At 27.6% G+C, this 24,537-nt stretch carries 22 protein-coding genes, 1 other RNA gene and 1 riboswitch; of the genes, 22 read left to right on the top strand and 1 reads right to left on the bottom strand.

The annotated features are described in order from the left end of the window. Positions 1-300: 300 nt before the first annotated feature. The 6 genes from rpmH to MENTO_RS03755 all read left to right on the top strand — a co-directional run bounded on the left by rpmH (position 301) and on the right by MENTO_RS03755 (position 3,509). Complete coding sequence (gene rpmH / locus MENTO_RS03780) at positions 301-435, top strand: 50S ribosomal protein L34 (RefSeq protein WP_011183579.1); 135 nt, start codon at positions 301-303, stop codon at positions 433-435. Between the two features lie 12 nt (positions 436-447). Next, a complete protein-coding gene (rnpA, locus tag MENTO_RS03775) occupies positions 448-780 on the top strand; it encodes a ribonuclease P protein component (RefSeq protein ID WP_099651518.1) in 333 nt (110 codons plus the stop codon). A gap of 40 nt (positions 781-820) precedes the next feature. After that, positions 821-2,044 (top strand): membrane protein insertase YidC, encoded by a 1,224-nt coding sequence (gene yidC / locus MENTO_RS03770; RefSeq protein ID WP_241033068.1) that lies wholly within the window; start codon positions 821-823, stop codon positions 2,042-2,044. Between the two features lie 100 nt (positions 2,045-2,144). Then, on the top strand, positions 2,145-2,945 hold the full coding sequence (locus MENTO_RS03765; RefSeq protein WP_099651516.1) for a Cof-type HAD-IIB family hydrolase: 801 nt from the start codon (positions 2,145-2,147) through the stop codon (positions 2,943-2,945). Positions 2,946-2,973: 28 nt separating this feature from the next. After that, positions 2,974-3,069, top strand: an RNA gene (gene ffs, locus MENTO_RS03760) — signal recognition particle sRNA small type. A gap of 8 nt (positions 3,070-3,077) precedes the next feature. Continuing rightward, on the top strand, positions 3,078-3,509 hold the full coding sequence (locus MENTO_RS03755; RefSeq protein ID WP_099651515.1) for a nucleoside deaminase: 432 nt from the start codon (positions 3,078-3,080) through the stop codon (positions 3,507-3,509). Between the two features lie 20 nt (positions 3,510-3,529). On the opposite strand, the gene MENTO_RS03750 is transcribed toward MENTO_RS03755, so the two are convergent. Continuing rightward, a complete protein-coding gene (locus tag MENTO_RS03750) occupies positions 3,530-4,330 on the bottom strand; it encodes an HAD-IIB family hydrolase (protein WP_099651514.1) in 801 nt (266 codons plus the stop codon). A 183-nt stretch (positions 4,331-4,513) separates the two neighbouring features. Between MENTO_RS03750 and dnaX the strand changes: the two genes are divergently transcribed. The 16 genes from dnaX (at position 4,514) to pgsA (ending at position 24,471) form a co-directional block, all read left to right on the top strand. Beyond that, complete coding sequence (dnaX, locus tag MENTO_RS03745; protein ID WP_099651513.1) at positions 4,514-6,430, top strand: DNA polymerase III subunit gamma/tau; 1,917 nt, start codon at positions 4,514-4,516, stop codon at positions 6,428-6,430. Positions 6,431-6,432: 2 nt separating this feature from the next. Continuing rightward, on the top strand, positions 6,433-7,023 hold the full coding sequence (recR, locus tag MENTO_RS03740; RefSeq protein WP_099651512.1) for a recombination mediator RecR: 591 nt from the start codon (positions 6,433-6,435) through the stop codon (positions 7,021-7,023). A gap of 1 nt (position 7,024) precedes the next feature. Then, entirely contained in the window at positions 7,025-7,660 is a 636-nt protein-coding gene (tmk, locus tag MENTO_RS03735; RefSeq protein ID WP_099651511.1) for a dTMP kinase, read from the top strand. Then, positions 7,639-8,382 carry a hypothetical protein gene (locus MENTO_RS03730; RefSeq protein WP_099651510.1) on the top strand — a complete coding sequence of 248 codons (744 nt, stop codon included), beginning with the start codon at positions 7,639-7,641 and terminating at the stop codon, positions 8,380-8,382. The genes tmk and MENTO_RS03730 overlap by 22 nt, the downstream gene beginning before the upstream one ends. Continuing rightward, positions 8,382-9,104, top strand: a complete 723-nt coding sequence (locus MENTO_RS03725) for a tRNA1(Val) (adenine(37)-N6)-methyltransferase (protein WP_099651509.1) — start codon at positions 8,382-8,384, stop codon at positions 9,102-9,104. Before MENTO_RS03730 ends, MENTO_RS03725 begins: the two co-directional genes overlap by 1 nt. Positions 9,105-9,109: 5 nt before the next feature. Further along, positions 9,110-10,306 carry a tRNA lysidine(34) synthetase TilS gene (gene tilS / locus MENTO_RS03720; protein ID WP_099651508.1) on the top strand — a complete coding sequence of 399 codons (1,197 nt, stop codon included), beginning with the start codon at positions 9,110-9,112 and terminating at the stop codon, positions 10,304-10,306. A gap of 62 nt (positions 10,307-10,368) precedes the next feature. After that, the gene (gene ftsH / locus MENTO_RS03715; protein ID WP_099651507.1) at positions 10,369-12,327 is read left to right on the top strand and encodes an ATP-dependent zinc metalloprotease FtsH; all 1,959 of its coding nucleotides are present in this window, start codon (positions 10,369-10,371) and stop codon (positions 12,325-12,327) included. Positions 12,328-12,434: 107 nt separating this feature from the next. After that, a complete protein-coding gene (gene mnmG / locus MENTO_RS03710) occupies positions 12,435-14,315 on the top strand; it encodes a tRNA uridine-5-carboxymethylaminomethyl(34) synthesis enzyme MnmG (RefSeq protein ID WP_099651506.1) in 1,881 nt (626 codons plus the stop codon). 64 nt (positions 14,316-14,379) lie between these two features. Further along, positions 14,380-15,534: an HU family DNA-binding protein gene (locus MENTO_RS03705; RefSeq protein WP_099651505.1), complete on the top strand. Its 1,155-nt coding sequence runs from the start codon at positions 14,380-14,382 to the stop codon at positions 15,532-15,534. Positions 15,535-15,621: 87 nt separating this feature from the next. Further along, a riboswitch (nucleoside riboswitch) is annotated at positions 15,622-15,684 on the top strand. Between the two features lie 55 nt (positions 15,685-15,739). After that, a complete protein-coding gene (locus tag MENTO_RS03700) occupies positions 15,740-17,119 on the top strand; it encodes a type 1 periplasmic-binding domain-containing protein (RefSeq protein ID WP_099651504.1) in 1,380 nt (459 codons plus the stop codon). A 9-nt stretch (positions 17,120-17,128) separates the two neighbouring features. Then, entirely contained in the window at positions 17,129-18,664 is a 1,536-nt protein-coding gene (locus MENTO_RS03695; protein ID WP_099651503.1) for an ABC transporter ATP-binding protein, read from the top strand. A gap of 3 nt (positions 18,665-18,667) precedes the next feature. Then, complete coding sequence (locus tag MENTO_RS03690; protein WP_099651502.1) at positions 18,668-20,503, top strand: ABC transporter permease; 1,836 nt, start codon at positions 18,668-18,670, stop codon at positions 20,501-20,503. Further along, the gene (locus tag MENTO_RS03685; protein WP_099651501.1) at positions 20,487-21,386 is read left to right on the top strand and encodes an ABC transporter permease; all 900 of its coding nucleotides are present in this window, start codon (positions 20,487-20,489) and stop codon (positions 21,384-21,386) included. The genes MENTO_RS03690 and MENTO_RS03685 overlap by 17 nt, the downstream gene beginning before the upstream one ends. Positions 21,387-21,414: 28 nt before the next feature. After that, positions 21,415-22,122 (top strand): purine-nucleoside phosphorylase, encoded by a 708-nt coding sequence (deoD, locus tag MENTO_RS03680; RefSeq protein ID WP_099651500.1) that lies wholly within the window; start codon positions 21,415-21,417, stop codon positions 22,120-22,122. A gap of 116 nt (positions 22,123-22,238) precedes the next feature. After that, the gene (locus MENTO_RS03675; protein WP_167372698.1) at positions 22,239-23,885 is read left to right on the top strand and encodes an APC family permease; all 1,647 of its coding nucleotides are present in this window, start codon (positions 22,239-22,241) and stop codon (positions 23,883-23,885) included. After that, the gene (gene pgsA / locus MENTO_RS03670) at positions 23,854-24,471 is read left to right on the top strand and encodes a CDP-diacylglycerol--glycerol-3-phosphate 3-phosphatidyltransferase (RefSeq protein ID WP_099651499.1); all 618 of its coding nucleotides are present in this window, start codon (positions 23,854-23,856) and stop codon (positions 24,469-24,471) included. The genes MENTO_RS03675 and pgsA overlap by 32 nt, the downstream gene beginning before the upstream one ends. Positions 24,472-24,537 lie beyond the last annotated feature (66 nt).

Genomic DNA, 24,537 nt, shown 5'->3' with positions numbered 1-24,537 from the left:
ACTAGTTCCCCTTCATAAAATAAATTAAAACACAGATTAGTTATAGTTTTCCACAATGTGTGGGTAAAAATTTAAATTAAAAAGAAATGAACATGCGTAATTAAGAAAAAAAACAATAGTATAGTGTTTATCTAACTTTTTTCCACTTTTCCACATAAGGTTAAAAAATACGTTGAAAAAATAGATTAAAAAATCAGATGGAAAAAATTTATTAAAAATAACAATAAATAACTATACTTTTTATGGCACTTATATTATAATTAACAAGAATTATCAACTTTAAAAGGGGGTTTGAATACAATGAAAAGAACTTGACAACCATCAAAAATTAAACACGCTCGTGTTCACGGTTTTAGAGCAAGAATGGCTACTAAAAATGGAAGAAAAGTTATTAAAGCTCGTAGAGCAAAAGGTAGAGCTAAATTAACTGCTTAATTTTTTTGTGAGATGAAAAATAAAAAAATTATAAAAAAGAATTTTGAATTTCAAGAAATAATAAGTAAACAAGAATTTTATAGAAATTCTTCGTTTGTTATTTATTACTCTAAAAATGATAAAGGATATTTTAGATATGGAATAAGTGTTGGCAAAAAATTAGGAAATGCTGTTACCAGAAATAAAATAAAGAGACAAATTAGAATGATGATTCAAGATCAAATTAAAACATCACCTGAATTTTCATACGATATTATTGTTATCGCAAGAAATAGATTGATGCAAAATTCTTTTGATCAAAATCAAAGAGAATTAAGAAAGTTAATCGTTAGATTTTTTAAATAGCAAGGAGGTGCTAGTTTTGTATAATGAAAATCAATTATTTATGTCAAACCCTAAGAAAAATGGGGTTATGTCATATATGAACTCAAATAGCACCACAAAAACAAAAAAAACTTTTTGGCAAAAAATGTCAGATAGTAATGATAGAAAAAGAATATTAAAACTTATTTGAAAATGAGTTAAAATTTTAGGATTTTTATTTATCATAATTTCAATGATATGAGGTTGTGTGCAAATGTATCAAGATCCATATTTAATTCAAGAAGTTACTGATATGACAGGTAGAAGAGTTTACATGCCAGGTGTTTCATTTGAAATTGTTATTTCTGCCTTAGGAGAGAAGCCTTCTCAAAACTGAGCAGTTATAGTAACTGGCTTAAATGGTCAACAATATGCCTATAACGTTATTAGTTCATGATCAGAAGCCTTTTCAAAGACTGGCTCACCTTTCTATGGGTTCTTCGTTTATCCAACAGCCCTGTTACTTAATTCATTAATTAAGGGTATGTCGGGAACATTAAATCCTGAATTAGGAAACACAAGTTATGGAGTATCAGTTATATTTGCAATTTTATTTACAGTTATTATTATTAAATCTATATCATTAGCATTTACTTGAAAATCCCAAGTAAATCAACATAAACAACAAGCATTTCAATTAAAGCAAGCAGACATTCAAGCTAAGTACAAAGGTGATAAATCACCACAAGCAAGACAAAAAATGTCGGCTGAAATGCAAGCATTGCAGAAAAAAGAAGGATTCTCACCATTTTCATCAATGGCTGGAGCTTTTGCATCAATGCCATTTCTATTTGCGATTTATGCAATTGTTAGATCAACAAAATCATTAAAAATTGCTAATGTAGGATTAATTGCATTAATTGAAAAACCGTGGTCACAAATGTTAAATGGAGAAGTGATTTATCTTTCATTACTTGCTGTTTATCTACCATTGCAAATCATATCAATGTTATTGCCATTAGTTTTACAATCAATTAAACAAAAATCAATAACATTAACTGAAGCACAAAGAAAAGCACGTAAAAAACAATATATTATGCAGGGTGTATTTGCATTTGTATTTATCTTCGTTGTTGCATCAGTAGCTTCAGGGGTTGCAATTTACTGAATATTCTCATCAACTTTCCAAATCATACAAACTTTAGGTTTCTTCTTCTGAAACCAACACAAAGCTAACCGTTCTGTGCAAGAAGTTCAACGTAGAAAACGTCAAGAAGAAAGAAGATTAACAAAATTAAATAAGTAATTTAATAACAGGAAACTGTTATTTTTTTATAAACAAAAACATTTTTAAACAATTACATTGAATGTATAATTTTTATAAGAAAACGATCGGAGAATAATATATGAAATGACTTTTTACAGATTTTGATGGAACTTTAAGAAACAGTAGAGATGAAAAAAACTTAATTACTAAAATTGATATGGACTTTATGATGAAATGACAAAAAAATGGAAATAAAATAATCATTGCTACAGGTAGACCTTTTGAACATATATCTGATCACTTAAAAGAAAATTACCCTAATTTTATACCTGATTATTATTTAACAAATGCAGGGGCAGCAATATATGATAATAATAGCAATGAATTATTTGCAAAATATTTGCCAACTAATTTAACAAATGAAATAATTAGTTTTGTTGAAAACAATAGAAGCGAAATATTTAGTTTAGTTTATTCATTTAAAGGAGAAGAGAATTTCTTTTATCATGATCATTGAGAAGAAGAAATGTCAAAAACTTTTATGGGTATGAGACCTCAAAATAAACCTTTTAATTACATTAAGGACAAAGAAATGATTTGCTTTAAAATGAGTTGCAAAACGTCAACATGAAATATGCTTATGAAAAATCTTAAAAATAAGAGAATAAGTTTTAGTTATGTTTCAAATAATTTAAAAGAAATTACTTTTAATGAAATTCACAATGCTGAAGTTTCAAAAGGAAATGCTATAAAAGAGATGGCAAAAATATTTAACATTGATAAAAAAGATATAATAGTTGCAGGTGATGATAATAATGATCTTTCAATGTTTAAAGAATTCTTTGAAAATTCTTATATGGTAATTCAAGAACATAATGTGAATATAAGAGATAAAGCTAAATATGTTATCAATAAATTAAGTGATATTAAAATGGATTAGTTTTAAAAAAGATATTTTAAATGTATAATAATATTGCCGTGATAAAGATTACGCCCGAATGAGTCAGGACCGGAAGGTAGCAGCTATAAGGGAATGTGTCTTGTATCACGGTTTTTTGTTTATAATTAAACTATGATGAATTTTGAAAAATATGTAAACAAGATTAAAGTAAAAAGTAACACAAAGGACGTACCCGTTTTTTCTTGTCTAATAAAGGACGAAAAAATAGCTTTTTTTTCATATAACAATAGTTACAAAAGAAAAAAAATAACAGGGCACGCAGAAATAAATGCAATTAATAAGGCAATAAGAAAAGTAAATAATGCAAATTTGTCTGATTTCACTCTTTTTACTACTTTAGAGCCTTGTTTAATGTGCTATGGAGCCATTAAACAAGCAAAGATCAATAATGTAGTTTATTTAACAGAAAACATTAAAATGAGTTTTAGAAATGATGTTAATATAGATGAAATTAAAATGAATATAACAAAACTTGAAGATTTAAAATTGGAATTAAAATATCAAAACATAATATCAGATTTTTTCAAACATAAAAGAAAATAAGACCGCAATTATTTGTGGTCTTATTTTATTGAAATAAAATTTTCTATTTCAAAAACATTTGAAATAATATGTTTAGCAGCCATATGAGCTTTCATTGTTCCATTTTTCATTGCAAAAGAATTTGTACATCCGCTTAGCATTTCAAAATCATTATCTCCATCTCCGCTAACAATAATATTATCGTCAGAAATATTATATTTTTCTTTTAAAAATTTTATGCCAGAGTATTTAGAAACATCTTTATGCATTACCTCTAAATTGCATGGAGAAGTTTGAATAATTTTTAAATTTTTGAATCCCTCAAATAAACTTAGAATGTATTCAAAATCTTGAGGGTGTGCAAAAAATGTTATGTTGTTTAGATCTTTATTATTTAAAATCTCATTTGCATACTCCTTAAAGTTATCTTCCATTTTAAATCACTTTTCATGTACAATAGTTTCTTTGTATCTTGGAATTTCTTCTTCAATACCAGAAAGAATTATGCAATTATTATGATCTGCTATTTTTATCCCGCAAAATTTGTATAGCATATTAACAGTTTCAAAAAGTTTTTTACGCCCTTCCATTTCTATAGATTGATTAAAAATTAATTCGTTACCTTTATATAAGGAAGCACCATTGTTTGCCATCTTATATTCAGACTTTAAATTATAGTGTTCAATTAAATAATTTATATAACTAACATCTCTGCCAGTGGCAATAATGAAATTATTTTCTTCAGTCCATCTTTCAATAAAGTTCATATCTTTTTCATCTATAGCTTCTGTTTTTGGGTTAAGTGTAAGCGTTCCGTCAAAGTCAGAAATTCATCATTTCATTTTTCTAATCTCCTTTATAAACAATCATATTCCTTTTTCATTTAAAAAAAGAATATTGTTACTTTTAATAAAGTACTTTTAAAATTAAAAATTTCTTTATTTTAAATCTTTGTAACAGGTTTATAAAAACAACCAAAAATGTTAAAATTAATAATAAATATATTTTTATTTACTGGAGGGTTTATGGAACAAAATAAAGCAATATATAGAAAATACAGGCCAAGTAATTTTGGAGACATAGCAGGACATCAAAATGTTGTTGAAATACTAAAAAATGAATTAAAAAATAATAAAATAAGTCATTCATTTTTATTTGCTGGACAAAGAGGAACTGGTAAAACATCTATAGCCAGAATATTAGCAAAAAGTGTTAACTGTTCAAACCTTTTAGATGGAGTTGCATGTGAAGTTTGTGAAAGTTGTGTTGCTTCTAATGAACAAAGAAATCCAGATATTATTGAAATGGATGCTGCGTCTAATAATGGTGTTGATGAAATCAGAGAAATAAAAAATAATATTAATTCTTTACCATTTATTGGTAAATATAAAATCTATATTATAGATGAAGTTCATATGCTAACAAAGGCTGCATTTAATGCACTTCTAAAAACTCTTGAAGAACCACCATTACATGCCATATTTATTTTGGCAACAACTGAATATGCAAAAATTCCAGCTACAATACTTTCAAGATGTCAAATATTTAATTTTAAAAAGATAGATAGAACATCACTTATGAATAGATTAAATTACATTTGTGAAAATGAAGGATATAAAATAGACAAAGATGTGCTAGAAGAAATAGCAATTATTTCTGAAGGATCATTGAGAGATGCTTCAAATGTTATTGAACAACTAATGACGGTTACTTCTGAACACATAACTATTGAAGATCTAAAAGCTGTTTTCTATGTAGCTACAAAAACTGAAAAAATTCAGATATTAGTGAATATATTAAATAACGAACCTGCAACAATAATAAATTATTTTGAAAAGGCAAATAAACAAGGGATGGATTTTGATGTATTTACATTAAGTTTAATTGAAATTGTAAAAGAAATAATTGAATACAAATTTACAAAAGATTCTAATGTTTTAAATATTTTAGAAGAATCAGATTTATCTAATTTTTCAAATACAGAAGTTAAATCACTTTTTGAAGTAGCTGATAACTTAAGCGAGGCCTATGCTAAAACTAAAGGAACAAACATTAACTTTAATTATTTATTAATTAGTGTATTAAAAACAATTGAAAACTCAGTTGAACACAAAATTAAAGTAAGTGAAACAATAAAACCAATTATTGAAGCAAAAGATGAAATAATTGCTGAAAAAATATCTGAAGAGCCTAATATAATTTCTGAACCATTTATAACAAATAATTTTGAAGAATCAAATAGTAATCAATTAGAAACATCCGCACAAGAAAGTGTTTTAGAAAGTAAATTAATTGTTGAAGAAAAAAATGAAGATGAAATAACTGAAGTAGTTGTTGAACCAAAGGTTAATGAAGAAAATTTTGAAATTAAAACATTGACAAATCTTAAAATACAATTAAACAAAAACCTAGTTGCTAACGAAGAAAAGAAAACATATAAAATTGAAATTTCTGAAGTAATAAATTTATTAGTTGGTGCAAGCAAAAATAAACGTGAAGAAATTGAAGCAAAACTTAATAGTTTTTTTGCTGCAGATGAAAGTGATAATTTAATAAACCCAGAGTTAGCAAAAAAATACATAAATTTCTTTAACTTTAAAGTTATAGCTGCATCACAAAATGAAATACTTTTAAGATCAGAGGATTTAGAAAATGTTAACAATTTATTAGTAACATTGCAGAATGAGGAACAAAGGGCGCTAATACAAAAAGAGTTTGATAAATTATTATTTTTACCAATTGATGAAGCCTTTTGAAATGAAATAAAAATAACATTTAAAAAATTAAAAGAAAATGGGCAATTGCCAACATATGAGCAAATAAGTTATGATCATTATTTTGATAGCAAAAAACAATCAGTGGTTTTAAGTCATTTTGATGATAAAACAATTGAAGCGGCATCAAGATTATTTAACATAGATGAATTAGAAATAGAGGATTAATTATGAATAAAGAATTGTTTGAAGAAATTATAAGTAACATTAATAAAAACAATGGTCTTACTAAGAAAACTAGTGAGAGATTAGTTAACAATTTAATAATTGATAAATTTGCTTTAGACAATTTTGTTAAACAACTTAATCTAATAAAAGAAAATATTTCTATTTGCTCAATCTGTAACTATTATGAAATTGAAAGCAAGTGCATAATTTGTTCTGATGAAAGTAGAAATCAAAATGTTATTTGTGTTGTTGCAAGTCAATTAGACGTTAATAACATTGAAAAAATTAATAAATATAAAGGTCTTTATCATGTTTTGGGATCTGAAATAAACTTAAATAAGAAAAAATCTCCATCGGAAATTAACTTTGAAAGTCTTTTGTCAAGAATCGACAAAAATAGCGAATTGATTTTAGCTTTAAACGCAACTTTTGAAGGTGAACTAACAACGAATTATATTTATCAATTAACAAAGAATTTAAATATAAATATAACAAGAATTGCAAAAGGTATTCCAATGGGTGGAAGCCTTGACTACATGGATGAAACAACTTTGGAAAGTGCATTCAAAAATAGAAAGAAATATGAGGTGTAGTATGTTCATAACAATTGAGGGAATGGACGGTAGCGGTAAAACAACTGCGTTATTGAGAGTTAAAAAACATTTAGAAGATTTAAACTACAAGGTTGTTATGACAAGAGAACCGGGTGGTTTACCAATTTCTGAAAAAATCAGAGATCTTATATTGAATAAAGATAGTCAAGGCATGGAGCCATGAACAGAAGCTTTACTTTTTATTGCAGCCAGAAAAGAACATCTTGAAAAAGTAATCAAACCTTATCTTAAACAAGGTTATATAGTTATTTCTGATAGATTTATGGATTCAACAACAGCATATCAAGGTGGAGCAAGAGGACTTGGCGTAGATTATTTAAATGAATTACAAAAAACTATTTTGGAAGGATTTTTGCCAGATTTAACTTTGTATTTTGAATTAAGTTTTGAAGATGCTGAAAAAAGACTTTCTGGGAGACATGATGAAAAAAATAGATTAGATGAAGAAGGAAGAAAATTTAAAGAATCTGTAAAACAAGCATTTGAGGACTTGTCAAAAAAAGAAACACAAAGAATAACTGTTATTGATGCGTCAAAAACACCTGATGAAGTTTTTGAACAAACTAAAAATGTTATTTTAGAAAAGATAGAATTATGAAAAAAAGAGAAGCACTAGAAAAATTTGTTGAGCAATTAAAAAATCAAAAAATGTTTAGCTCCATTTTAGTATCAAATGATAGTCAAGAAAGCCTAAACAATTTTGCAAATGAATTGTCGAAAATAATTTTTTGTGAAAATTTAAGTATTGAAAATGACCAATGTAATAATTGTAAAAGATTTGAAAGTAAAAGTTTGCCAAATTTTGTGTTTCTTGGTGATGGAAGCTTAGCTATAAACAAGGCAGATGTTATTGAACTTATGCAAAAATTTTCTTTAACAACAAATGAAGTTAATAAATTTAAAGTTTATGTTTTAGCTAATGCAGAAAATTTAAAAAATGAATCAGGTAACTCTTTGTTGAAATTCATAGAAGAACCACCAGAAAATACTATTGCTATTTTGCTAACTAAAAATAAAAGTCAGGTTCTGCCTACAATTAAATCAAGATGTAAATTAGTTGTCTTAGAAAATGAAAAAAAATCAGAAACTCCTAAAAACTTAATTGAGCAGATTTTAGAAAAAGATAAAAATTCTATTTTGCTTTCAAACTCTGAATTAAAGAAAATAGAAAAATCACAATTAATAGCTATGCTTGAAGAAGCTTATGGTAGAACAATAATTAAAAATCACTTAAATATAGCAGAAGCAACGCTGCAATTAATTAATGATTTAAAATTCACATTTCAAACCAATTTAGCGATAGACGTATTTTTAATACATGTAAGTGAGGTAATCTAATGAAAATTTTGAATGATTTACTAGGGTATGAAAATAGAAAAATTTATCAAGATTCTGAAATGTTTAACTTTACATTAGACAGCATTCTTATAGCAAGATTTGTAAATTTGAAGAGTGGAATAAATAAAATTGTTGATTTTGGCACTAATAATGCAGTTATACCTTTAATAGTTTCAAAATATACAAATGCAAAAATTGTTGGAGTTGAAATTCAAGAAAAGGCAGCAGCTTTAGCAGTTGAAAACATAAAATTAAATAATCTTGAGAATCAAGTTGAAATTGTTAATTCTGATATTAAAAACTATGCGAAAGAAATGGCCAACAAATTTGATGCAGTAATATGTAATCCGCCATTTTTTAAAAAACACGAGGAATCAAAAGTAAAAAAGATTAGCGAAGAAGTTGTTAACGCAAGACATGAGACTTTGATTACTCTTGAAGAGATAATAAAAAATGCAGGATTGATTTTAAAAAATGGCGGCTCTTTTACATTAGTTCATAGACCTGAAAGAACAGGCGAAATAATTAATTTACTTTATAAATATAAATTTGCACCTAAAAGAATGCAATTTGTACATTCAAAAGCTGGAGAAGAAGCTAAAACAATTTTATTGGATGCAATTTTAGAAGGAAATGAAGGAATGCAAATAATCAAGCCTTTAATTTCACATAAAGAAGATGAATCATATACTAACGAATTATTGAAATATTTTAAGGATTAAAAATTATGCAAAGATTTAAAATAAATACGTCTCTTTCATATTTAGTTGGAGTTTCTGGTGGGCCTGATAGCATGTTTATGTTGAACGAACTAATTAAAATGAATGTAAAAGATTTAGTTGTTTGTCATGTTAATTATAAATTTAGAAATGATTCAGATAATGATCAAAAAATAGTTGAAAAATTTTGTGAAAAAAATAATTTGAAATTAGAAAAACTTGTAATTGAGCAGGACTACTCTTTACTTAAAGAAAATTTTGAAAGTTGAGCTAGAAAAATTAGATATGATTTTTTTGTTGAAGTTTCCAAAAAACACAATATTAAAAATGTATTAATAGCCCACAATAGAAATGATTTAGTTGAAACTTTTTTATTACAGCAAGAAAGAAAAAGCTATGTTAAACATTATGGTTTAAATAAAACTTCTATGTATAAAGATTTAATTATTGTTAGACCAATGTTAAACATTTTAAAATCAGAAATTTTAGTTGCTTTAAAAGAAGAAAAAGTAGCGTATGCAGTTGATTCAACAAATGAAGATATCAAATATAAAAGAAATAAAATAAGAGCAGAGTTATCTGAAAACTCTTTCAATAAAATTGAAAAAGAAATAAATTTGCTAAACTCTGAACTCGAAAAAATAAGTTTGCAAGTTGATTGATATGTTAACAATAACATGTCAGCTGATGAACTTAAAATTAATAAAAATCTGCAAGAAAAAAATCTTGAGTTTATTCAGAGAACTATTTACAAATGATTAGAAATATTAAAAAAAGATTTTATTATTCAAAATAGAAGAAACAAAACAATTTTTGAAATAGCTAAAAATATAAAAGTATCTGAAAAAGTTTTTTGAGAAATAAACATAGGTGATTTTTCAATAATAAAAGATTATGAAAACTTGTTTTTAATTAAGACTGAAATAATACAACCAAAAACCTTTGTAATTAATTCAAAACAAGATTTATACCTTGCAGAAGAATTCATAAATTGATTAGACTTAGTTAATGCAATTAAACGTAATAAAGAAAATTATCCGTATGTTATTACAAACGATTTTCTAAAATATAAAATAGACACTTATACTTTTGGCAAAAAAACAAATAGATATTTAATTGATAAAAAAATTAGATACAAAAATAGGATGCTAAAAGCAGTTGTTTATAGTAAGAGAGCAATGAAAATCTTGAATACTATTAAGTAGAGTAATAATTTAAATAATGGTATCATTAAAATAGAATAAAAATCTTGAGACGGAGGAATAAAATGAAGACTAAAAAAAGTAAGTCAACTTTATGGTTTTGGTTAATAATCTTATTAGCTGTTATAGTTACAATAATAATTATTGCCGTTACTGTTAAAGGAACAACTCAGGTATGAAGTGATGCAACATTCACTAATTGGATCGGAAAGCATCAGCCAAATATTAACCCCAAAGCTGACCAATATTGAAAAAATGTAATGGTTTATTATGGAACAAATAATACAGCCGTTGTTAAAGGAACATTTTTCTTAGAAGAGACGGGTAAAAATGTTAATTTTGTTGTCTATTTAACACAAACTAGATTTAATGATATAATGGCCGGTAATCCTTATCCTTGACCAACACTTGTTTACCAAGGTTCAGTTGGAATGGCACTATTAGTTTCATTAGCACCATTATTAATTTATGTATTATTATTTGGTGGAATAATTTGATTCATGATGAAAGGTTCTGCTGGAGCAGGAGCTGGAGCAGGAAATATTTTTGGTATGGGTAAAAATAGAGCTCGTGCTGAAAAATCAGATGTTAAATTTGCTAACGTTGCAGGTATTGAAGAAGAAAAATCAGAATTAGTTGAATTAGTTGATTATCTAAAATTCCCTGCAAAATATGCAGAAGCTGGAGCTAGAGCACCAAAAGGTGTTTTAATGGAGGGTCCACCAGGAACTGGTAAGACTTTACTTGCAAAAGCTGTAGCTGGAGAAGCTGGAGTTTCATTCTTCTCAATAGCTGGTTCTGAATTTGAAGAAATGTTTGTTGGTGTTGGAGCAAGTCGTGTTCGTGAAATGTTCAATGATGCTAAAAAAGCAGCACCTGCAATTATATTCATTGATGAAATTGATGCAGTAGGTAGAAAAAGAAATAATGGAATGGGTTCAGGAGGAAATGAACAAACATTAAACCAATTATTGGTTGAAATGGATGGATTTGGAACTAACTCAGGAATCATTGTTATGGCTGCAACAAACCGTGCAGATGTATTAGACCCAGCTTTATTAAGACCAGGACGTTTTGATAGAGTTATTCAAGTTTCATTACCTGATATTAAAGAACGTAAAGCTATTTTAGAATTACATGCTAAAGGTAAAAAAATTGATAGTTCAGTTGATTGATATAGAGTTGCTGAAAGAACTCCAGGTTTCTCTGGTGCTCAATTAGAAAACGTTTTAAACGAAGCTGCAATTTTAATGGTTAGAGAAAAACGTGACATTATTACAATTACTGAAATTGATGAAGCGATTGATCGTGTAGTTGGTGGACCAGCTAAAAAATCACGTGCAATGACTAAACAAGATAAAGACATTGTTTCATATCATGAATCAGGACATGCATTAATTGGATTAAAACTTGATAGTGCATCAAAAGTTCAAAAAGTTACAATTATTCCGCGTGGTAATGCAGGTGGTTATACAATTATGACGCCAAAAGATGAAACTGTATTTTCTTCTAAAAAAGATTTATTTGCAACAATTGCTGGATATTTAGGTGGTAGAGCCGCTGAAGAAATTATGTTTGGAAAAGAAAACGTAACAACAGGTGCTCATGACGATTTAGATAAAGCAACAAACATTGCTAGAAGAATGGTTGTTCAATTTGGTATGTCAAGTTTAGGTATGACAAAATACTTAACAATGGCTGAAGAATCATACGGTAAAATGGAAGGTACATATTCTGATGAAACTGCAGCTAGAATTGATGCTGAAATTTCAAAAATTCTTGAAGAGTCTTATAAAATTGCTTTAAAAATAATTAAAGAAAATATGGAAACTTTAGAATTATTAGCAGAATCATTAAGAGTGCTTGAAACAATCACCGCAGAACAAATCGAATACATTAATAAAAATAAAAAATTACCAGAAGAAGTTTTAGAGCAAAAAAACAGAATGGCTAAAGAGGATGAAAAAATCAAAAAGGGTGAAATCATCGACATTAAAGTAGAAGATTTAGATATTGAGGAATAATTAAAATGGAGTTAGTCTCCATTTTTGTTTTAAAGTTTGTGCTTGTTTATGAAACAAAAAAGGCTAAAATTATATAGAAATAAAACAACTAGACAAGGAGAGTTAAGATGAAAAAACATTTTGATGTTATTGTAATTGGTGGTGGTCACGCTGGTGTTGAAGCTGCATTAGCTTCAGCAAGATTAAATAAAAAGACTGCACTTATTAATTTATACAAAGACAGAATAGCTGCTATGCCTTGTAATCCAAGTATTGGAGGACCTGCTAAAGGGATTGTAGTAAGAGAGATTGATGCTTTGGGTGGAGAAATGGCTAAAGCCGCTGATAAAACTGCTTTGCAAACCAAACTTCTTAATTCTTCTAGAGGTCCTGGAGTATGAGCTCTTAGAGTTCAATCAGATAAAGAAGAGTATTCAAAATATATGCAAAATATTGTTGAAGGAGAATCTAATTTAGAATTAATTGAAGCAATTGCGTCTGATCTTATTATTGAGGACAATTCAGTAAAAGGTGTAGTTTTAAATAATGGTGAAATTATTAATGCTTCTTGTGTTATTTTAACTACTGGAACATATCTTAAATCTGAAATATTAACGGGTCATGAAAAATATTCTTCAGGCCCAAATGAAGAACCAACATCAAATGGAATAAGTCTATCATTAAAAAAAGCGGGCGTTGAACTATTTAGATTCAAAACTGGAACACCTCCAAGAATTTTTAAAAACTCTGTAGATCTTTCTAAAGCTATTGAAGAGCCAGGAACCAATGCAAAATTAGCTTTCAGTTTTTCTACAGATCAATATACTCCAATTGAAAACCAGGAACTTTGTTATTTAATTCACTCAACACCAAAAACAAAAAAAATCATTGAAGATAACTTAACAAAGTCTGCTATGTACTCTGGAAAAGTTGAATCGATAGGGCCAAGATATTGTCCAAGTTTTGAAGATAAAATTGTAAGGTTTTCGTCAAAAGAAACTCATCAAATTTTTATTGAACCAGAATCACTAAAAGGAGATGCATGATATATTCAAGGTTTTTCAACATCAATGCCAACTGATGTTCAATTACTTATGATTAGATCTTTACCAGGATTCGAAAAGGCAGAAGTTAAAACTTGAGCTTATGCAATTGAGTATGATTGCATAAATCCAATTCAATTAAAACCGTCATTAGAATTGAAGAATATTAGTAACTTATTTACAGCTGGGCAAATAAATGGGACAAGTGGATATGAGGAAGCTGCAGGACAAGGTCTAATAGCAGGAATAAATGCATCAAGAAAAGTTGATAATTTAGAACCATTAATTTTAAGAAGAGATGAAGCATATATTGGTGTAATGATTGATGACTTAATTAATAAGGGGGTTTGAGAACCTTACAGACTTTTAACAAGTAGAGCAGAACATAGATTGCTTTTAAGAAATGATAATGCTGAACTTAGATTAAAAGAAAAAGGTTTTGAAATTGGATTAATTAAGGATCATGAATACAATAAATATTTAAAATACACGCAAGAAATAAATGAAGCAATTAAAGAGTTAGAAGAAATTAGATTTACGCCCAAATCAAAACTTGCTATTGAGTTAAAAGAACTAGGACAAGCTGATTTAAATCATGGATATAGTGGTATTGAGATCTTAAAAATACCAACTGTTGATATCAATGTTATGATTCCACACATTAAGTCTTTACAGAGTTTAAAAAATAATCAATTGCAATCAATTGTTATTGAAACTAGATTTGCAGGATATGTTAAAACTGAAAGAAAAACAGTTGAAAGATTAATTAAACTGGAAAAGAAAAAAATACCATCAAATATTGACTACGATAAGATTGAAAACTTGGCTACTGAAGCTAGACAAAAGTTAAAAAAAGTAATGCCTTTAAATATAGGGCAGGCATCTAGAATTACTGGGGTGAATCCTGCAGACATACAAATGCTGTTGTTTTACCTTAAAAATAACTATGCCAACGAACAAATGTAACACTAAAAGTTCACTTAGTCAAATATTTGTTTATAATTAATATAAAAAAGAAGGAGGCATAAATATGTCAATTGAAATGAAAAATAAAAAACATACAAGATCAATTGGTTTAATATTTGTTTTAGTTTTATTTATAGCTTTAGTAATTGCTTTTAAACTTATAAACCAAGTTACAAATGGAACATCAGATTGATTTAAAACAATCACTGAATCTGGTCTTGTTGAAAAAAAATACATTGATGCAGCATGATTTACAGGAAATGGAGGATTAAGTCATTTTTTCTCAGGACCTATGGGATTTAAATCATTAGCTCAGTTTAAATTGGCAGCAAAGTTGGGAACTGAAGGATATATCACATTCTTATTGCCAATTTTCTGAGACTTATTAATTAATTGAATTGCAATTGTAGGAATAATTTTCTTAGTTGTTTCAATAATTATGAGTTTTGTTAGAGAAAACAAAATTAACAAAATTCTTTCTGAAAAAGGATCTACAACAGCTATTGAAGAAGTTAAAGAAATTTCAAGAGAAGAAATCAAACAAGAAGCAATTAAATTAGAAGAAAAATTGGAAGAAGAAGTTATTGTTAAAAAACCGGTTAAAAAGAAAGTTAAAAAACCTACTGTTAAAAAAGCAACTGAAGTTAAAGTTGCTGAAGCAAAACCAGTAGCTAAAAAAGAAGCAACTAAAAAACCTGCTGGTAAAGATGAAGAAATTGAAGTTGTTGAAACAAAATTACCAGTTAAAAAAGAAACAACTAAAAAATCAGTAGCTGCAAAAAAAGTAGCTGAACCTAAAGCTGAAAAAGTTAAGGTTGGTAAAGAAAAAGTAGCTCCAGTAGTTATTTCTTCAAAAACTGAATCAATGTATGTAATTAAAAAACGTTATAACCAAGTTTCTAAAAAGGATATTTTAATTAAATTAGAAAAAGCTCATCCTGAATTTAGTAAAAAATCAGTTAAGGAAGTTGTTAATAGCGCTTTCGAAGTTATGACTACTGCAATTTTAAAAAATGAAGAAATTATTATCTCAAATTTTGGAAAACTTACAAAAGTTCATAAAGAAGCTAAAAAAGGTAAAAATCCATCAACAGGTGCTATCATTGACATTCCAGCTTCAAATACAGTTAAATTTAAAGCTAATAAACATTTAAAAGAGAATATGTCAAAAGGTAAATGAACAGGATTAACAAAAGTTAAAAAAGAAATAAAAAAATAATAATTTAAACACCAAAGGTGTTTTTTTTGTTTTTGCTTTTTTTCGATCAAAAAAAAGTTATAATAATTTAAACAATTAAATAGAAAAACTTATACATGACAACATAATGGGTTGTCGACCTGCCTTTGGACCTATCCTCAGACTATAAGCGCGGGGGTTTTTTAGTACTAAAAAACCTCTTTTTCTTTGTTTAGAAGGAGAAAAGATGAAAAAACTATTGTTATCACTGTTAAGCACAACAATAATAAGCACGAGTTTAACAACCGTTGTTTCTTGCGGAACTGAGAAGCATTTTGGTGAAATATATTTAGTGACTGATGCAGGTAAGATTGATGATAAATCATTTAATCAATCAGCATATGAAGCTGGAACAGAATTTGTTAAAGAAATTTTGGGTAAAGATCAAAAAATTGGTTATATCCAACCTGAGTCAACTGCACCAAAAACTATGAAAAGAGCTTACAAAACAGCTAAGAGTAATAAAGCAAAAACTTTATTACTTCCAGGGTTTCACCATGCTATGCCAGGAGAAGGTGACCATCAGGCTGCAAAAGTAATGGAAAATTCAGGTTCAACAATAATTTTAGATTCAAACAGCGCTGCTAATAATGAAATTGGTGTTGTTTTTAGAGGAGATGTTTCAGGATTTTATGCAGGGATGGCATCAATTATTTATTCTCTAAATAATGATAATTATACTAATAATACATTATCATTAGGAGCATTTGGAGGAATATCTAACCCTGCATCAGTTGATAACTTTATAGTGGGTTATTTGGCTTCAATAGATGTTTACAATCAATTAAAAACAAATGATCAATTTTTAGAAAATTTCAATATTGACAAAGATATAGCAACAAAAGTAACTGTTAGAAAAGCTCAAAATGGATGACCAAAATCAAAAGATGAAACAACGTGATTTTCAAATAGTTTTTTAATTGGACAATCAAAATTAGTACTAGATAACTTGAAAGATACATCTAAATCTGTAAAACCAAATGTTTTAATGCCAGTTGCTGGTTCTCAAACCTCAGATGCGATCAGTTATGACAATTCTTGAAAAGTTATAGGTGTTGATACTGACCAAGCAGAATCATATGGTAAAGATGCTGAAAATAGATTTATAACATCAGCAGAAAAGGATTTAAAAAATTCAACAATTGTTTCATTAGCTCATACACCAGAATGAATGAATAATAAAGAATACCCGGAAATTTTAGAAAAAGTAGCATTAAACTATTCAGATAAAATTCAATTGACAAAAGAAGTTAAAAAAGAAGATGGTACATCAACTTTTGAGGACATTGACATTAGAGCAAAAGAATCTTGAACAGGAATGGATGTTTGAGTAAATGGAACTATGTCATCAGGTGGTGCCAATTTATTAGACGATGCATTAGCAATCAAAATTAAAGAATACTTTACTCCACAAGCGCTAACGGAAGCATCAAAAATATTATTTTCTAAATATATAAATGGAGTAATACCTTCTTCAGGAACAATTATTGCTGTTGAACCAGTTGCTGATTATGCCAATACAATTATTGATAATTTAAAGACTCAGCCAGAATCAGGTAAAGAATAAAGGAGAATCATGAACAATATCAACGCTGTAGAAATGAAAAATATTTCAATGATTTTCAATAAAAAAATCGTTGCTAACAAGAACATTAATCTAGAAGTTAAAAAAGGTGAAGTTCACGCCTTAATGGGCGAGAATGGTGCAGGTAAATCAACATTAATGTCAATTCTTTTTGGTATATATGAACCAACGGAAGGAAATATATTTGTAAATGGGAAAGAAGAAATCATTTCATCACCAGTTAAAGCAACAAAACTTGGGATTGGTATGGTACACCAACATTTTAAATTAGTAGATATTTTTCCAGTTTGAAAAAATATAATATTAGGTTCAGAAGAAACTAAATATAAACAAATTATTAATAAGAAAAAGATAATTGAAGATTTAACTAAAATAATGACTGAGTACAATCTTGAAGTAGATTTAAATGCTAAGGTTAAAGATATTTCAGTTGGTATGAAGCAAAGAGTTGAGATATTAAAAACCCTTTATAGAAAAGCTGAAATTATGGTATTTGATGAGCCAACAGCAGTTTTAACACCCATTGAAATTGAGGGCCTTTTAAAAGTTATTAAAGAGTTAAAAGCAATGGGTAAAACTATAATTCTAATTACACATAAAATGGCGGAAATTAAAGAAGTTGCTGATAGAGCTACAATCATTAGAAAAGGTACATACGTAGGTACATACGATGTTAAAAAAACTTCAGCAAGTAAATTAGCAGAAGCAATGGTTGGAAGAAAAATAGTTGAAATAAAAAATAATCATAAACCAAATAATAACGAAAACTTAATTGTTATTGAAGATTTAAATGTAAAAAAACATAGTAATAATAAAGTCCTAGGTTTAAAAAATTTTTCAACATCAATTAAAGCAGGAGAAATTCTTGGTATAGCTGGTGTTGAAGGTAATGGTCAAATTGAATTAGCTGAGGCAATCAGCGGAATGGTAAAGGTTGAAAGTGGAAAAGTTTATGTTAAAGATAAGAACATAACTAATGAATCAATTAGCAAAAGATATAATGAACATAAAATGGGATTTATACCAGAAGATAGACATAAATTTGGATTAGTATTAGATGCTAATTTAATAACAAACGTGGCTCTTCAAGATATTTCAACAAAAAAATATAGTAAACGTGGTTTTATTAATAAAACAGCAATGCAAACAAAAACGCAACAAATAATAAGTAAATTTGATGTTAGAAATGCTGATGCAGGATTTGCGATAGCAAGGCAACTATCAGGTGGTAATCAACAAAAAATGATTATAGGTAGAGAACTATCAAGAGAAAATAATTTCATAATTATTTTCCAACCAACAAGAGGTTTAGATGTAGGATCAATTGAATTTATACATGCTGAGATTTTAAGAGCAAAAGAAGAAGGAAAAGCAATTTTGTTAATTTCGTATGAATTATCGGAGATATTACAGCTATCAGATCGTATTTTAGTTTTAAACTCAGGTCAAATAGTTGGTGAAGTTTCAGGTAAGGAAGCAACAAGAGAAATAGTGGGGAAAATGATGGTTTCATCAGTAATGGAGTAATTTATGAAAAAAATTAATCAATGAAAATTTAAAACAAAATCAATTGCTTACATAAAATCAACAACTTTTAAAACAAAAACAGCGTATGTTAAAGTCTCATTTATATCAATAATTCTTGGTTTATTATGTGGAATCATTTTCCTATATTGTTTTGGTATGAATGGTTTTGGATTTATTTTTAGCAGTATAATTAAACCATTCGCTTCACCAGTAGAGCCAGAAGGCACAATTATTTTACTAGCAGTGTTTATATTGTTAGGTCTAGGTTTGGCATTAGGTTTCAGAATTAAATTATTTAACATGGGAGGAAGCGGTCAAGCAATTGGTGGTTTACTGATTACTTATTTATTCCTTAATGCAATAACAGGAGGAGCAGATTTCTCTAAATTACCCGGTGGATATGGTATTTTACTGTTCTTAATATTTATAGTTTCAGGAGCTATAGTTTCTTCACTAACAGGTATATTAAAAGTTTTATTCAACATTCATGAGGTAGCAACTTCAATTGTCATCAACTGAATTTTATGATACTTACTTAAATATGTATTGTTCATTAAATTTGATACTCAATTGAATTCCCCTAACTTACCTGAAGTTTTTGGTTCTCAATTATGAGTATTTGCAATTGTATTTGCAATTGCTTCAATAATAATTGTTTTTGTAGTTTGTGAAACTACAACAGTTGGGTATAAATATAAAGTTGTTGGAATGCAATCAACAGCAGCTAAGTATGCAGGAATTAAAACAAATACATTTATCATAGGTGTTACTGCGTTACAAGGGGTGTTTATATCTGCTGCAGGGTTCTTCTACTACTTTGGTTTAAAAAGTAATATATCAGTAGCAAATGACATTATGCCATTATTAGGATTTGATGGTATACCAATAGCATTAGTTGCGTTTAATAATTTCTTAGGAATAATTCCAATTGCTATATTATGAGCAGTATTAAAAGATGGTATTCAATTAACAATGAACTCTCCACAATATATGGGTCTTCCGTCAGAAACTTCAGATTTATTGTTTGGAATTATAATTTTATTTTCAACAATGTATTTATTACTAATGAAAATAAATGTAACAAATTATATTTGCACAATAATTCACAAATTTAAAAATCCAAAATTTAAATCAGAGATTCAAATTTTAAATTCAGAAATAAGAGAACTTAAAAAAGAAAAATGGTCGATATTGTTGAATAAAGAATTTGCTTCAGAAAAAGCAAAAATAAAAGAATTAAAATCAAATTTAAAATCAACAACAGATGTTGAAAAATTGAAAGAAGAATTAAGTAATCTAAGCTACGAATATAATGAAGCAAAAACATTCAAAATTTCAAAAATTAAAAATAAAATAAAAGATTTAAAAATAGAAAAAAAATCATTGATTGACAAAACATTAGAAGAGTATAATAAAAACTCAATTAATGGATTAAAAAAAGTTTATGAAGGCAAATACAACTCTGCAACGTTTCCTATTTTAGATCAGGTAGTTTTAATAGAATCAGAAATTCAAAGCATAAATGAAGAATTGAAAAATACTAATACTGAAAATTTTGAAAAATTGTTAAAGGAAAAAAACAAATTAGAAAAAAAAGCCAATTCTTTAATTCAAAAACAAGAATTACAAATTAAAGAATTTAAAAATAATTTTGTTTTAACAAAACAAGAAGCAAAAAAATACTTACAAAATATTAAACAAAATTACAAAATCGAAATCAAAAAACTAGAAACGAAATCAGCTTCTAGAACTTTTAGAAAATTAAAAATAAGAAAATTAAAAATAGACTTATTAGAAAAACAAATGGAGGTAGTAAAACTTTATGGAAGCAATATTTAGTTTAGCAATAGGTTTCTTTGTTGTTTTTACATTGGGAGCTATCTCAGGAATGTTTTCAGAAAGATCAGGAGTTGTAAATTTAGGTATTGAAGGATTTATGACAATCGGTGCCTTAGCATACGTATCATTTTGCTTTATGATTAGAAAAACAACAAATAACTATGAAGATTTACATATCCTTTATTTATTAATTGGGGCTATATTTTCAATGGTTATTGCTGGGATATTTTCATTATTACAAACATTAATGGTATTAAAACTAAAAACGGATCAAATTATTTCAGGAACAGTAATTAATTTACTTGCTCAAGGAATTGCATTATTTATAGTTCATATTCAAGGATTTGGCACTGGTGGAACTGTTTTAGGTTCAATTAGCCCTAAGCTGATATCATTTAACTATTTTATATTTTATGCCGTATTTACATTATTTGTGACAGTTGGCATAGGTTTATATTTCACTTTTACAAAAGTTGGAACAAGACATATAGCTGCTGGTGAAAATCCACAAGCTTTAGATGCAGCTGGAGTTAAAGTTAATAAATATAGATTTATATGCATTTCTATTTCAGGCGCAATTTCAGGTTTAGCTGGAACAATGTTTGTTATTACACAATCATTACAAAACTTTAATGGAAGCGTTCAAGGATTAGGGTTCATTGCATTAGCAATTATGATAATTGGTCAATGAAGAGTGAGTTTAATTGTCATGTTTTCAATAATATTTTCAATTATGTTTAGTATTGGACAAAAAATAACAGGTCTAAACTCATTGCCAAGAGCACTACCGTTTATCATGTCAATTGTTGTTATGGTAGTAGCTTCAAAATGATCTTCACCGCCTCAGGCAAGTGGCATACCATTTGATAAAACTTTAAGATAAAATAATATTAGAAAAAAGAGGAATTAATATGACACCACACATTAGTGCAAAAAAAGAAGAAATTGCAAAAACAGTTTTAATGCCAGGGGATCCATTAAGAGCTAAAAAAATTGCTGAAACGTATTTAGAAAATGTTAAATTAGTTAATGAAGTTAGAAATATGTTCATGTACACCGGAACTTATAAAGGTATAGAAGTAACAATAGCCGGAAGTGGGATGGGTTGTCCAAGTATTGGAATCTATTCATATGAATTATTTAATTTTTATGATGTTGAAAACATTATTAGAATTGGATCAGCAGGAAGTTATAAAAAAGAAATAAAAGTTTACGATGTTTATAACGTAAAAGAAGCTTACGGTGATAGTAACTATGCTAAACTAGCAGCTAACATTGATGATAAAGTTATTAAAGCAGGAACTAAACTTTATTCATTAATTGAAAAAATAGCAGAAGAAAAAAATATTAAAACCTTAACAGGTAGAGCTCACTCAGCTGATGTATTTTATCGTCATGATGATATTACTGAATTTGTAAAAGAAAACAATTTAGATGTTGTTGAAATGGAATCTGTAGCTCTATTTGCAAATGCAATTAGGGCTAAAAAACAAGCTGCATGCTTGTTAACAATTTCTGATAACTTGGTAACAAAAGAAGTTACAACAGCCGAAGAAAGACAAAACAATTTTATGCAAATGGTTGAAATTGCACTTGAAGTTGCTGTTAAATCTAACTAAAAAATAATACTTTTAAAGGCACATTTATATGTGTCTTTTTACTTGGACTTGTTTTGCCTCTATTTTTTTGATATATTTTTTTATAACTAACTTTAAAAAAGAAAGAGAAAAAATCAATGTTTAAAAAAAGAGATAAAAGTTCTAAGGTTTATGAATTTTGATACTTATTTTTACTTATTGTAGGAATTTGTATTGGTTCAGGAATTTATGTTAAAAACCAAGAACTAATAAGCCAAACAAAGAGTCCTTGAATAGCTACTGTGTTATGACTAACAATTGGACTAGTATGTGTTATTTCAATTGTAGTTTTTATGGAAATAGCAAAATCAACCGAAAAAGAAGGTAATGGAACAGTAAGCAACTGATGTAAATTATTTATAAATAGAAAATTTGCGTCATTTGTTTCTGTATTATATACAACTATTTATATGCCAGCTTATCAATCAATATTTGTAAGCTTAACTATTGCCTACTTTTTTGCTTTCACAGGAATAACTCCAGATCCGAAAACCTTATTGAGTGTTTACATACTTGTGGGAGTTTCACTATTTGTACTATTTGCTTTTGTGAATGTGTATTCAGCAAATATTTCAAGAAAGATGCAATTTTTTGCAATGTTTATTAAATTTATACCTTTAATAATAGCTTTTTTTGCAGGATTTTTAATCGCAATATTAGGTTCAAATCACAAAGGTAATGGAATGGGAATGGAGAGTGGAACAGATTTACTTTTCATGAACTTTTTAGGGGGAATGGGAGCTATACTTTTTTCATTTGATGGCTATATTTTTACAGCCAATACTCAAAAGAGTGCTAAAAACAAACAAGTTGTACCAATCGCGATTATTTCAGGATTAACATTCATAACAATGTTTTATGTTTTAATGGCTATATCCTTATTTTTAGGTGGTGATGGAAGTGTTGAAACTGTTTTAATACAAGTATTTTCAGGTTTCAGTAAACATCCATCAAACACATCAATAAAAGCTGCAAGTACAGTTGTTTACTTAATAATGTTTTTAATATGCTTACTAAATATAAATATGTTTACACATTTTGGAACGTCTAATTTACTATCAGATTATAATATGAAATTAACATATTTAAGAAAAGGCGGTAACGGATTTAAAAAATCAGCTTTTACACAAATGGCTATATCAGCAACTTTTTATGTTGCGTTAATTTTAGTAGGTAGTCTTTCATCTCATGGAAAATGAACTGGTATGTCAACAAATGTAAACATAAATTTCCTTGATCCTGAAACTCAAAAAGTAATTTACATTGCTTATTTAACATCTCCTACGTTCTATGTAGGAATAATGTCATCAGTTTGTGTAGTTCTAATATTTATTGTTATATCAATGTTAATGATTGCAGCAATGTGAAATAGAAAAACTCAAAAAGTAAAAGTAAGTAAAGTTAAATTCTTTTGACCTTCAGCAATCATTTCAACAACATTATTCTTATTCTTTACAATATGTGGATTAATTGTTTTCTTAGCACCTCAATTAATTGATTCATCTGACATGAATTGAAAAACAAATGGTGGAATGATGTTTACAATTATTTTCATCGTTACTTTATTAGCGACAATTGTTATATGATTATTACAAGAAAGAATGTTCAAAATAAATCCATTTGAAAATGGATTTGAAGGCGAAATTGATAAAAACATGAAAGTTAATAACTGAATGGCAGCCAAAGAAGCCCAAGAACTTAGAGAATTAAACAATGAAACAAAAACAAAAATTAAATCTACCTAATTGATTAACTTTAATAAGATTACTTTTAGTTCCTATTGTTGTTATGCTTGTTATATCAAACATTTGTGATTGAGATAAAAGTTTTATAATTGGAACTGGCACTTCAACATTCCATATAACATTAACAATGCTATTAGCTGGTATTGTATTTATCGTAGCCAGTTTCACAGATTTTTTAGATGGATACTTAGCTAGAAAGAATAATCAAGTTACAGAATTTGGGAAATTCTTTGATCCAATAGCAGACAAATTACTTGTTAATGCAACTTTAATTTTATTTGCTTCAAGTATTTCTATAATACCTGTTTGAGTAACTTTAGTCTTAATTCTAAGAGATATATTTGTAGATTTTATTAGAATGATATTGAGTTCAAAAAACATAACTTTATCAGCAGGAATTTTTGGAAAATTAAAAACAGTTTTTCAAATGATTGGATTATCAATCTTATTCTTTTTTAGCTCATTTACTCTTAATATAGAAGTTTGACAAGAACAATTGATTTTAATTCCAATGTATATAGCTGTAGCATTCAGTTTATATAGTGGTTTGGATTATTTCTTAAAAGCAAGAAAAAATTTATTTTAGTAAACAAAGGAACTTATGTTCCTTTTTATTTAGCAATCAAAAAAGAAGGTATGTGCTATAATAATT

The organism is Mesoplasma entomophilum, assembly GCF_002804125.1.
GTDB lineage: Bacteria > Bacillota_I > Bacilli_A > Mycoplasmatales > Mycoplasmataceae > Mesoplasma > Mesoplasma entomophilum.
This window is presented reverse-complemented; position numbering and strand designations above follow the sequence as displayed.